Annotated in this window: 9 protein-coding genes; 3 read left to right on the top strand and 6 right to left on the bottom strand. The window is 68.1% G+C overall.

The window, feature by feature from the left end; translation table 11 throughout:
- Positions 1–21: 21 nt before the first annotated feature.
- Positions 22–1167 carry an RNA polymerase sigma factor gene (locus ACFXHA_RS15980; RefSeq protein WP_379357237.1) on the top strand — a complete coding sequence of 382 codons (1146 nt, stop codon included), beginning with the start codon at positions 22–24 and terminating at the stop codon, positions 1165–1167.
- A gap of 13 nt (positions 1168–1180) precedes the next feature.
- Here the strand turns inward: ACFXHA_RS15980 and ACFXHA_RS15975 are convergent, their stop codons facing one another.
- From ACFXHA_RS15975 to pflB, 3 genes are all read right to left on the bottom strand, one after another.
- Positions 1181–1861, bottom strand: coding sequence for a response regulator (locus ACFXHA_RS15975; RefSeq protein WP_379357235.1), 681 nt, complete (start codon positions 1859–1861; stop codon positions 1181–1183).
- A 114-nt stretch (positions 1862–1975) separates the two neighbouring features.
- Positions 1976–2761, bottom strand: a complete 786-nt coding sequence (gene pflA / locus ACFXHA_RS15970; RefSeq protein ID WP_379357233.1) for a pyruvate formate-lyase-activating protein — start codon at positions 2759–2761, stop codon at positions 1976–1978.
- A 33-nt stretch (positions 2762–2794) separates the two neighbouring features.
- Entirely contained in the window at positions 2795–5047 is a 2253-nt protein-coding gene (gene pflB / locus ACFXHA_RS15965; protein WP_379357231.1) for a formate C-acetyltransferase, read from the bottom strand.
- A gap of 107 nt (positions 5048–5154) precedes the next feature.
- Here pflB and ACFXHA_RS15960 point away from each other — a divergent pair, with 107 nt between their 5' ends.
- The gene (locus ACFXHA_RS15960) at positions 5155–6366 is read left to right on the top strand and encodes a GAF domain-containing protein (RefSeq protein ID WP_379357229.1); all 1212 of its coding nucleotides are present in this window, start codon (positions 5155–5157) and stop codon (positions 6364–6366) included.
- A 61-nt stretch (positions 6367–6427) separates the two neighbouring features.
- Here the strand turns inward: ACFXHA_RS15960 and ACFXHA_RS15955 are convergent, their stop codons facing one another.
- On the bottom strand, positions 6428–7225 hold the full coding sequence (locus ACFXHA_RS15955; protein ID WP_379357227.1) for a hypothetical protein: 798 nt from the start codon (positions 7223–7225) through the stop codon (positions 6428–6430).
- A 212-nt stretch (positions 7226–7437) separates the two neighbouring features.
- Here ACFXHA_RS15955 and ACFXHA_RS15950 point away from each other — a divergent pair, with 212 nt between their 5' ends.
- Positions 7438–7944: an NUDIX domain-containing protein gene (locus tag ACFXHA_RS15950; RefSeq protein ID WP_379357225.1), complete on the top strand. Its 507-nt coding sequence runs from the start codon at positions 7438–7440 to the stop codon at positions 7942–7944.
- A gap of 42 nt (positions 7945–7986) precedes the next feature.
- Here the strand turns inward: ACFXHA_RS15950 and ACFXHA_RS15945 are convergent, their stop codons facing one another.
- Positions 7987–10566, bottom strand: coding sequence for a polynucleotide kinase-phosphatase (locus ACFXHA_RS15945; RefSeq protein ID WP_379357223.1), 2580 nt, complete (start codon positions 10564–10566; stop codon positions 7987–7989).
- The gene (locus ACFXHA_RS15940) at positions 10566–12137 is read right to left on the bottom strand and encodes a 3' terminal RNA ribose 2'-O-methyltransferase Hen1 (RefSeq protein ID WP_379357221.1); all 1572 of its coding nucleotides are present in this window, start codon (positions 12135–12137) and stop codon (positions 10566–10568) included. The genes ACFXHA_RS15945 and ACFXHA_RS15940 overlap by 1 nt, the downstream gene beginning before the upstream one ends.
- Between the last annotated feature and the right edge of the window lie 38 nt (positions 12138–12175).

The raw sequence follows: 12175 nt of genomic DNA, 5'->3' as shown, positions 1-12175 counted from the left end.
GGTGGGCGGGAGGGTTGGCGAGTGAACGAGTCGCTGCTGCGTGATCTCGTCCCCGCGGTGATCGGCGTCCTCGTTCGCCGCGGAGCCGACTTCGCTGCGGCCGAGGACGCGGTGCAGGAGGCGCTGATCCGGGCCTTCGAGACTTGGCCGGACGATCCGCCGCGCGACGCCAAGGGCTGGCTCGTCGCGGCCGCCTGGCACAAGTTCCTCGATGCCACTCGCGCCGAAACCTCGCGCAGGGGACGGGAACTCGCCGTGGAGATCGAGCCGGAGGCGGGCCCGGTCTCCGGTGCGGACGACACCCTGTGGCTGTACTTCCTGTGCGCGCACCCGGCCCTGTCTCCGGGGTCGGCCGTTGCTCTGACCTTGCGTGCGGTCGGTGGTCTGACCACCCGACAGATCGCCGCGGCCTATCTGGTCCCGGAAGCGACCATGGCGCAACGCATCAGCCGCGCCAAGCGGCGCATCACGGGGGAGCCCCTCGATCGCCCCGGTGATCTCCCGACGGTGCTGCGCGTGCTCTATCTCGTCTTCAACGAGGGCTACAGCGGCGATATCGACCTCGCTGCCGAGGCCATCCGGCTCACCTGCCAGCTTGCGGCCGCCACCGACGATCCCGAGGTCGCGGGGCTACTCGCGTTGATGCTGCTGCATCATGCCCGCCGGGCGTCGCGCACCGGTGCGGGCGGCCGACTGGTGCCGCTCGCGCAGCAGGACCGATCCCGTTGGGACACAAGCGCTATCGCCGAGGGCGTGGAGATCCTGCAGAATGCGCTGGCCCGCGACCGGCTCGGCGAATACCAGGCCCAGGCCGCCATCGCAGCCCTGCACGCCGATGCTCCGGACGCGGCCGAAACAGAATGGGTCCAAATCGTGGAGTGGTACGACGAACTGCTGCACCTCACCGCCAGCCCGATCGTGCGCTTGAACCGCGCGGTGGCGGTCGGCGAGGCCGACGGACCCCGCGCCGGATTGGCCGCACTGGCCGACCTGGACCCGGAGTTGCCGCGCTACACCGCGGTTCGCGCCTACCTTCTCGAACGCGCGGGCGACCTCGAGCAGGCCGCCGCCCTGTATGCCGAGGCGTCGCGGCTGGCCACCAATATCCCCGAGCGCGACCACCTGACCCGAGAGGCGGCCCGGGTGCGGAAGACGCTGGACCCCTGAACCCGAAGGGGATTCAGCGGACCCCGTCGGCCCAGTTGTCGCCGTGTTCGTGGCGGAGGTGTTCGGCGAGGATGGCGGCCTGGGAGCGGCGGGCGAGGCCCAGCTTGCCCAGTAGTGCTGAGACGTAGTTGCGGACTGTCTTCTCCGACAGGTAGATCTTGCCCGCGATCTCCTTGTTGGAGAGGCCCTGACCGATATGCAGGAGAATCTGCTTCTCGCGCTCGGTCAGGTCGACGTCGGCGAGGGGGTTGGCGGGGGTGCGCTCCTGCAGGCGCGAGGTGACCTCGGCGGCGGTGCGCGGGTCGATCAGGGATTCGCCGGCGGCGACGCGGCGGATCGCGTTCACCAGTTGTGGCCCGCGAAGCTGCTTGAGGACATAGCCTTTCGCGCCTGCCAGCACCGCGCCCAGCAGTGCCTCGTCGTCGGAGAACGAGGTGAGCATGAGGACGTTGAGGTCCGGCATCTCCGACATGAGGTCGCGGCAGACGGTGACGCCGTCGCCGTCCTCGAGCCGGACGTCGAGGACCGCCACATCGGGGCGTACGGCGGGGACGCGGCGCAGCGCCTCGGCGGCGGTGCCGGCCTCGCCCGCGACCTCGATGTCGCCCTCGGCTTCGAGGAGGTCCTGCAGGCCGCGACGCACGATCTCGTGGTCGTCGAGCAGGAAGACTCGGATCTTGTCTGAGTTGTCCACGGTGTCATCCTCGCAGGTGGTCGGTGCGGATCCGGGTAGCGAACGCGGCGGGTGGTGGTCCGAAACCTCCACTACCCGCCGCGCTCATTCCCTGTTCCTTGTCCCCGACAAGGTCTAGTAGGCCGTCAGTCCTGCGGCCCGGAAAACGTCTCGTGCCTCTTCGACCTGCTCGGAGGTCGGTGTCGGGGTGTCGGCGAGCACGAAACGACGGTTGAGGGCCTCCCACTTGGATTGGCCCAGCGTGTGGAACGGGAGGACATCCACCCGCTCGATATTGCCCAGTCCGCCGGCGAATCCGGCCACGGCGCCGATCTCCTCGATCGCGTCGGTGATGCCGGGGACCAGCACGTAGCGCAGCCACACCCGCTTGCCGCGCTTGGCCAGCTTGATAGCGAAGTCGAGGGTCGGCTTCAGGTCGCGACCGGTCAGGCGACGGTAGGTCTCGGGCTGTCCGGCCTTGATATCCAGCAGCACCAGGTCCGTGGCCGCGAGCAGCTCATCGGAGGCAAGGCGCCCCAGGTAGCCGGAAGTATCGAGGGCAGTGGACAGTCCGAGACCTTGGAACCCCTGCAGCAGTGAGGTCGCAAACTTGGGCTGCTGCAGCGGTTCCCCGCCACTGATGGTTGCGCCACCGCCGGAGGCGCGGATGAACGGCACGAATTTGGCCGCCTCGCCGAGCACATCGTCGACACTCATGCGAGTTCCGTTGTCGCGCAACCAAGTATCAGGGTTCTGGCAGTACAGGCACCGGAGCGGGCAGCCGCTGAGGAAGGTGACGAAGCGGGTGCCCGGCCCGTCCACCCCGGTCGAGATATCCCAGGAGTGAACGGATCCGGTGAGCGAGTCACCGCCGGGTGCGCCGACATCGATGCTCGGCTGCAGCAGGACCGGTGTGGACATGACTTTCAACCTTTCGATGTCGGCGCGGGCGGCTTAGAGGCTCGCGTGGAAGGTGCGGTTGATGACGTCGAGCTGCTGCTCACGGGTCAGGCGAACGAAGTTCACCGCGTAGCCCGAGACGCGAATCGTCAACTGCGGGTAGTTCTCCGGGTGCTCCATGGCGTCCAACAGCGTGTCCTGGTTGAGGACGTTCACGTTCATGTGGAAGCCGTTGGTCGCGACGTACCCGTCCATCACGCCCACCAGGTTGGTGATGCGCTCGTCGGCGCTGCGGCCCAGACCCTCCGGCGTCACCGTGGTGGTGAGCGAAATGCCGTCCGTCGCATGCTCATACGGCAGCTTGGCGACCGACATGGCCGAGGCCACGATGCCGTGGGTGTCGCGGCCGTTCATCGGGTTGGCACCCGGCGAGAACGGCTCGCCCGCCCGACGACCGTCGGGGGTGTTGCCGGTCTTCTTGCCGTACACCACATTCGAGGTGATGGTCAGCACCGACTGGGTGTGCTCGGCATTGCGGTAGGTCGGGTACTTGCGGACCTTCTGCATGAACCGCTCCACCAGTTCGGCGGCAATCGAGTCGACGCGGTCGTCGTTGTTGCCGAACTTCGGGAAGTCGCCCTCGATCACGTAGTCGGTGGCCAGGCCGGTCTCGTCACGAACGGGAGTCACCTTGGCGTACTTGATGGCCGACAGAGAGTCGGCGGCCACGGCCAGACCGGCGATACCGCAGGCCATGGTGCGACGCACATCCAAATCGTGCAACGCCATCTCGATGCGCTCGTACGCGTACTTGTCGTGCATGTAGTGAATGACGTTGAGCGCGTGGACGTACGTCTTGGCCAGCCAGTCCATCAGCTGATCGAGCTTGGCGTCGACCTCCTCGTAGGTGAGGACGTCCGCGGTGATCGGCTCGAAGCCGCGCGCGACGACCTTGCCCTTCTTCTCGTCACGTCCGCCGTTGATGGCGTACAGCAGCGTCTTGGCGAGATTCACCCGCGCGCCGAAGAACTGCATCTGCTTGCCGACCTCCATGGCCGAGACACAGCAGGCGATCGCGGTGTCGTCGCCGTAGCGCGGCCGCATCAGCTCGTCGGACTCGTACTGGATGGAGCTGGTGTCGATGGACACCTTGGCGCAGAAGCGCTTGAAACCCGTCGGCAGCGCCGGCGACCAGAACACGGTCAGGTTCGGCTCGGGAGCCGGGCCCAGGTTGTAGAGGGTCTGCAGGTAGCGGAAGCTGGTGCGGGTCACCAGCGGACGGCCGTCGGAGCCGATGCCGCCGATGGACTCGGTCACCCAGGTCGGATCGCCGGAGAACAGCTCGTCGTACTCGGGAGTGCGCAGGAAGCGCACGATGCGCAGCTTGATCACGAAGTCGTCGACCAGTTCCTGGGCGCGCTCCTCGGTGATCAGGCCCTCGGCCAGGTCACGCTCGAGGTAGATGTCCACGAAGTTCGAGGTCCGGCCCAGCGACATGGCCGCGCCGTTCTGCTCCTTCACCGCGGCCAGGTACGCGAAGTACAGCCACTGGATGGCCTCCTGGCCGGTGCTCGCGGGCTTGGAGATGTCGTAGCCGTAGGCGGCGGCCATCTCCTTCAGCTCGCCGAGCGCGCGGATCTGCTCGCTGACTTCCTCACGGCGACGGATGGTTTCGTCATCGGCCCACAGATCGTCGAGGGCCGCGCGATCGGCCTGCTTGGCCTCGATCAGCTTGTCGACACCGTAGAGGGCGACGCGACGGTAGTCGCCGATGATGCGGCCGCGGCCGTAGGCATCCGGCAGTCCGGTCACGATGCCCGCGCTGCGGGCGGCGCGAATATCGGCGGTGTAAGCGTCGAAGACACCGTCATTGTGGGTCTTGCGGTACTTGGAGAAGATCTCCGTGACCCGCGGGTCCTCCTCCACGCCGTAGGCGGCGAGGCTGGTCTGCACCATGCGGTAACCGCCGTAGGGCATGATCGCCCGCTTCAGCGGCGCATCGGTCTGCAGCCCGACGATGAGCTCGGTGTCCTCGTCGATGTAGCCCGGCTTGTGCGCGGTGATGGTCGAAGGGGTGTGCTGGTCCACGTCGTAGATGCCGCGCTCGCGCTCGGCCGGGAACATGGCGCTCAGCTTGTCCCAGATGCCCAGGGTGCGGGCGGTCGCTCCGGCCAGGAAGCTGCCGTCGCCCTCGTAGGGCCGGTAGTTCTGCTGAATGAAATCGCGCACATCGACGGTGTCTCGCCACAGGCCGCCTTTGAATCCGGTCCAGGCTTCGGTGCGCGGTTCGGTTCCGATCATCGTCATTGTGTGACTCCTAAATCAGCCGAATGGTCTGATAACAGACTTCTCCCTCGCGACACCCGGACCCAGAGACAAATGTCCCCAGGTTGCCGATGGGTAGCCTGTGGTTCATGTCCGAAGAGCCGTGGGGTGCCGTACCCGACGAACTGCGGGAACTGACCGCATCCCGGGAACGGCTGCACGACCTGGTCGAAGCGGTGTACACCGTGGTCTCGGACCTCGACGTGGACCTGGTGCTACGGCAGTTGGTGGCCGCGGCGGTCCGGCTGGTCGACGCCGAATACGGTGCCCTGGGCTTGCTGGAACCCGACGACGGCACCGGTGAGCGGCGGCTGGCGCAGTTCGTCCCGGTCGGCATGGACCAGGCGACGATCGACCGCATCGGGCACTGGCCGTGCGGGCGCGGCGTACTCGGCGCGGTGCTGGCGGGGGAGGACCCCGTGCGCATGGCCGACCTCACCAAACACCCGGCCTTCGAGGGCTGGCCCGCCGGACATCCGTCCATGCGCAGCTTTCTCGGTGTGCCGGTGCGCTATCGCGGACGCGTACTGGGCGACCTCTATCTCACCAACAAGCGGGGCGGCAGCTTCAGCGACGAGGACGAGCGGATCATCGAGGCGCTGGCCGTCATCGCCGCGGTGAAGATCACCAATGTGCGCATGTACGAACGGGTTCAGCAGGAGACGGCGCGCCGGCAGCGCGACTCCGCCAAGATCGCGGTCATGGAGGACCGCGACCGCATCGCGCGCGACCTCCACGACTCGGTCATCCAGCGCATCTACGCCTCGGGACTGGCCCTGCAGGGCGCGCTGCGGCTGCAACCCACCGCCGACATCGCCGACCGCCTGGAACGGGTGGTCGCAGACCTGGACGACACTATCCAGGACATTCGCGGCACCATCTTCTCGCTGCAGTCCGCCTCCGGCGGGCAGGGTGGATTACGCAGCGAGATAAGCGAATTGGTCACCACCGCCGCGCGCCACCTCGGCTTCACACCCAGCCTGCACCAGGACGGGCCGATCGACACGGTGGTCCCGCCCGACACTGCCCGCCAAGCGCTGGCGGTGCTGCGCGAATCACTGTCCAACACGGTCCGCCACGCCGATGCCACCCGCATCGACGTGGCCGTCCACGCCGTCCGCGGCGAACTCCGAATTTCGGTGGCGGACAACGGTATCGGTGTCGGCGATGCCCCCCGGCGCGGCGGTCTGCGCAATATCGCCGAACGCGCCACCGAACTCGACGGCGTGGTAGAGGTCGGCCTGGGCCTGGACGGGCGCGGCACCACCGTGGTGTGGCGGGTGCCTATCCCACCCGCCTGACAGGCCTTCGTCATCCGGCCGGTCAGGCCGTCGGGGGGTGGGTCCTGCGGATGGGTGGGGCTTAGTTGGCGGGCTGGGCGGCAGGCTGGGGCGCGGCCGGCTGTGGGGTCGCCGCCGGGGTCGTCTTGTCCGCCCAGTGGGTCGTGCCGTCCGGGGCCTGCCAGGTGCTGAGCAGGTCGATGCCCGACGCGATCAGGACGGGGCTGCCCAGGGCGATGGTGCCGATGATGCCGCCGACGGTCGCGCCGGTGGCGAAACCGGGCAGGCAGCCCGCGGCCAGGGTGGCGATACAGCCGATGGTCGCGCCGATGGCGGTGCCGACGAAGGTGCCGATGGTGGTGGCCAGGCCGAACTGCTGGGCGAAGCTGCCCAGTGCGCGGTCGTTCTCCGACTGGGAGGCAACGGGTTTCACGGCCAGCGGCTGGGTGAGCGACAGGCCCGACGGCTTGTCCGGGGTGAGCGCCAGGATGGTGTTGTTCTCCCGCAGCTCGGGCTTCACCGGAATGTCGATGGGGCCCAGATGGAATTGCAGCGGCAGGGTGAGCAGCACCTTGCCGTCGGGGTCCTTGACGTTGACCACGTCGACGGTTCGCGCCGCGACGCTGCCCGGCTGTGCCGCATCCGCGCCGGGCTGCGCGGTATCGCCGCCGAGCTGCTGCGAGAGTTCGAAGGTGCCGCCGCGCAGGGTGGTGACGATGGTCTTGTCCACCATCTTGGCCGAGTAGGTGAGGTGCGGCGCGTCGGGGGAGGTGACGGCGGGCTGGGCGTTCGCCGGGGCCGCGCCCGACCATAGCGTGGCGGGGGCGATGAGTGCGCCGATCACCAGGGTGGCAGCCGCGGAGGCGGTGCGGAACTCCATGCGCTATCCAATCCATCATCAGGTGTGGTGCTGGTCCAAAGCCTGGAGCGTAATGGAAGGTACAGATGCCGAATAGGTTTCGGCAGCAAGATGTCCGACGGGAACTATTCATCCGTTATCGGGGATTAATCCTGGACGTCCGGATTGCCGCAGTGTCGCCGACACTAGCGCCCGACGTGCACGCTTGCCCGCCGATTCGGCAAACTCTTGCCATGACCCTCAGATACAGCGCCGGAGTCCTCCTCTTCCGCCGCGCTCCCGGGCATGGAAGCGACGCAGGCCGCCTCGAAGTGCTCCTCGGACACATGGGCGGCCCCCTGTGGGCCAAGAAGGACGCCTCCGCCTGGTCCATCCCCAAGGGCGAATACGACCCCGCCGACGAGGAAGCCCCGGCTGCCGCCCGCCGCGAATTCGGCGAGGAACTCGGTCTCCCCGTCCCCGACGGCGACTGGATCCCCCTCGGCGAGGTCGAATACGGCAGCGGCCGCGGCAAGAAACAACTCACCGTCTGGGCCGTCGAAGCCGACCTCGACCCGTCCCAAGTCGTCCCCGGCACCTTCGAGATGGAGTGGCCACCCCGCTCCGGCCGCATGGCCGAGTTCCCTGAAATCGACCGAGCCGAATGGTTCGACCTGGAGACCGCGGAGGAGAAGCTGGGTAAAGGCCAACGCCCCTACCTGACCCGCCTCCACGACCACCTCACCACCACCCCGGCCTGACAAATGGCCGGAGACCTGGCAGGTCTCCGGCCATCCGGTGTCTCACAGTCGCGGGTCGACCGGCTCGGTCTCGAGCGCCAGGATGGCGAACACCGCCTCGTGGACCCGCCACAGCGGTTCTCGGGTGACGAAGCGATCCAGAGCCTCCAGGCCGAGGGCGTATTCGCGCAACGCCATCGATCGTTTGCCACCGAGGTTGCGGGAACGCAGCCGCTGCAGCTGGTCGGGGCGCAGGTATTCCGGGCCGTAGATGATCCGGAGGTATTCCGGGCCACGGCATTTCACGCCCGGCTGCACCGGTCGGCCACTCCGCGTGCCGGTGCCGGTCACCAGCGAGCCCAGCGGTTTGACGACCATGCCTTCGCCGCCTGCCGTGGTGAGTTCGGTCCACCAGGCCGTCGCCTCGGCCTCTGCCTCGGGGGAGGTCAGGTCGACCAGGCGGCGGTCGGTGCGGGTGAAGAACTCCGGGTCGGCGGTGACCAGACGGTCGATGTGCTCCAGGTGCCAGTTGTGGTCGCGCCCGGCGAGATTCGCGCCGGAGGCGGCCAGGATCTGGAACGGGGCCAGGCGCACGCCGTCGAGACCGTCGGTGGGCCAGCAGTAATGGCCGTAGGCGGTGGTGAAGGCATCGGCGTCCGCGCGGCGCGCATCCGTGCGCGCCGCGAGATCGCCTACGTCCAAACCCCTTTCGGCCGCAGCCGCCAGTACATCGGTGGCCTGTGCGAGCGAGGCCCGCGCGGCCGTGCCGACCGCCGCGTACTGACTGCGCAGCAGACCCATCGCCTTGGCCGACCACGGCAGCAATTCGGTATCCAGCAGCAGCCAGTCGGTGCCCAATTCCTCGAACAGCCCGGCGGTTTCGGCCGCCGACCGCACCCGGGCCAGCAGTGCCTCGGTACGCGCCGGATCGTCGAAGAAGGGCCGCCCGGTGCGGGTGTACACCGCGCCGGTCGAACCGTCCTCGATGCCGAAGCGGTCGTGCGCGGCCGTCGCCGACCGCGAAACCACCACCACCGCACGCGAACCCATGTGCTTGGCCTCGCACACCACGGTGTCCACGCCTTCGGCACGGTAATACTCGAAGGCCTGGGCGGGATGCTCGAGGTAGCCGTCCAGGGTGGAGGTGGCGCACGGCGACATGGTCGGCGGCAGGTACACCAGCCAGCGCGGATCCACCGCGAAGCGGCTCATCACCTCGAGCGCGGCCGCCGCGGCATCCTCGCGCACGTTCACCCGGCCCAGGTGGCGGGTCTCCACCACCCGGCGGCCGAGCACGTCGTCGAGGTCCAGCACGCCCGGATCCCGCTGCACGACCGCCTCACCGGTGGCGAAGACACCGGCCTCCAGCGGGCGCACCGGCTCGAACCAGACCTCTTCGGCCGCAACCGAAACCGGCTCCCGTTCGGGGTAGCGCAGGGCGGTCAGGCGACCGCCGAACACCACACCGGTATCCAGGCACAGGGTGTTGTTCACCCACACCAGCTCTGTCATCGGCGTGTGGCCGTAGAGCACCAGCGCCTTGCCGCGATAGTCGCTCGCCCACGGGTAACGCACCGGCAGGCCGTATTCGTCGGTCTCGCCGGTGGATTCGCCGTACATGGCGAACTCGCGGACCCGGCCCGAGGTGCGACCGTGGTACGCCTCCTTCAGTCCGGCGTGCGCGACCACCAGTTGGCCGCCGTCGAGCACATAGTGGCTGACCAGGCCGCGCATGAATTCCTGTGCGGTCTTACGGAATTCGGCGTCCTCGGCCTCCAGCTGCGCCAGCGACTCGGCGAGCCCGTGCGCCACCTTGACGCGGCGGCCGTCCAGGGCGCGCACCAGCTTGAACTCGTGGTTTCCGGTGACGCACAAGGCGTTTCCGGCACCCACCATGCCCATGACCAGCCGCAGCACGCCCGGGGTGTCGGGTCCGCGGTCGACCAGGTCGCCCACGAACACGGCGGTACGCCCTTCGGGGTGCCGTGCGTCGATCGCCCGGCCGTCCTCGTCGCGGGTGATGAAGTACCCGAGCTCGCAGAGCAGCGTCTCCAATTCGCTGCGGCAACCGTGCACATCGCCGATCACATCGAAAGGCCCGGTGAGATCGGACTTGTCGTTCCACAGCCGCTCGTCGCGGATGCTCGCCGCCTCGATCTCCTCGACCCCGCGCAGCACGTGCACCTTGCGGAAGCCCTCGCGTTCCAGGAATTTCAGCGAACGCTTCAGATCACGCTGGTGCCGGTTCACCACGTGCGGCCCGAGATCCGCGCGGTCGTGGCGCAGTGCGTTGCGGCGCACGCACTCGGCCTCGGGCACGTCGAGCACGATCGCCACCGGCAGCACATCGTTCGCGCGGGCCAGCTCCACCAGCGCCTGCCGTGCCTTCGGCTGCACATTGGTGGCGTCGACGACGGTCCGCAGACCGCGCCGCAACCGCACACCCGCGACGTGATGCAGCAGTTCGAACGCGTCGTTGGTGGCCGACTGGTCGGCCTCGTCATCACTCACCAGCCCGCGGTACGCATCCGAGGACAGCACCGCCGTCGACCGGAAGTGCTTGTGTGCGAACGTCGATTTCCCGGAACCGCTGGAGCCGATCAGCACGACCAGCGACAGCACCGGGATGGACAGCTCAGCCATTACGCGGCTCCTTTCTCATCGCTGTCGCTCGTACCCGCAACCTGTTTCGTGAACACAGCCATCTGCGTCGACGCCCCCACTTCCGCATCCTCGGGCCCGATCGGCACGAATCGCACGGCGTAGCCGTACGTCGCACCGACCCGCCGCGCCCAGTCCGCGAATTCTGCCCGGCTCCACTCGAATCGGTGATCGGTATGCCGGAACGTGCCCGCGTGCAGGGTCTCGTAGCGCACGTTGTACTCGCTGTTCGGCGTCGTCACCAGCACCGCACCCGGTGCGGCCGAACCGAACACCGAATGCTCCAGCGCCGCCAGCCGCGGCGCGTCCACATGCTCGATCACCTCCATGAGCACGGCCGCGTCGTAACCGCGCAGCGAGGCATCGGTATACGTGAGCGCCCCCTGCCGCACGGTGACCCGCCGCGACTGCCACTCCGGCAGCCGCCGCATCCGCCGCGCCGCGATGTGCAGCTCCCGCATCGACACGTCGATCCCGACGATTTCGGTGAAAGCCCGGTCCGCCACCAGTTCTCGCAGCAGAGCCCCCTGCCCGCACCCGAGATCCAGCACCCGGCCCGCCTCGACCTCGAGCAATGCCCGATGCACGGCCTGTCGCCGCAGTACCGCCAGCGACGGACCCTGTTCGGTGGACTCGGCCGCCGAGCCGTCGGCGACCGCACCCTCGGCCGTACCCGCCTTGTTCGGCGACCCCACCGAATCGGATTCTGCCGCAGCCGCTTCCGTGGCCACCCCGGCTTCCTTGGCATCGCCGTCGTCGTCGAGTTCCACCTCGACGGCGTCCAACTCCTCCGGCTCCGCGTCATCCAACTCGGCCAGCCGGGCCAGTGCCGTCCGGACCAGGGTGTAGCGCCGAGTCAGGTAGCGGCGGGTGATCCACTCGCGTTCCGGGTGACCGACCAGCCAACCCTCGCCGAAGCGCAGCAACTTGTCGATCTCCGCGCTGTCGAGGAAGTAGTGCTTGCTGCCGTCGAGGACGGGCAGCAGGACATACAGGTGCGACAGCGCGTCGGAAAGCCGCTGGGTGCCGGTGAGTTCGAGCCGCAGGTAATGCGAGTCGCCCCATTCGGGAAACGCCGGGTCCAGTGGCAGGGGAGTGGCCACCACATTCCAGCCCAGCGGCGCGAACACCCGGTCGGCGTATTCGGCGCCGCCCTTGCACGGCACCGCCGGGAGTTCGATGCGCAACGGCAGCGGGGTCTCGGCCAATTCCGGACGCTGCGCGCAGCGCCCGTGCAGGGCCGTGCCGAATACCGTCGAGATCGCCACCGACAGCAGCGACGACGCAGCATACGGGCGATCGTTCACATACTGCCCGAGACTGAATTCGGGTGTCCCTTTGGATTTTCCGCGCACCAGCCGGACCGGATCGATCTCCAGCAACAATGCAGCGGTGCAGCGCTGTTCGGACGCCTCGGGATACAGCACGTGGGCGACGCCGTAGGACTGCTCGAAAGTTTGTATGCGGGCGGGATTCTTGTGCAGCAGAAAACCGAGGTCGCTGGCAGGCCAGGCGGCATCATCGGGTCGCGTACAAGAAATCGTCAACAGCATCCTGCGATGCTCCCGTAATAGCACCGTCCCGGCAAACA

Origin of the sequence: Nocardia sp. NPDC059240, from assembly GCF_042753865.1 — a bacterium.
Classification (GTDB): Bacteria; Actinomycetota; Actinomycetes; order Mycobacteriales; family Mycobacteriaceae; genus Nocardia.
The sequence above is the reverse complement of the archived record's forward strand: the minus strand, read 5'-3'. Positions and strand labels throughout refer to the sequence as shown.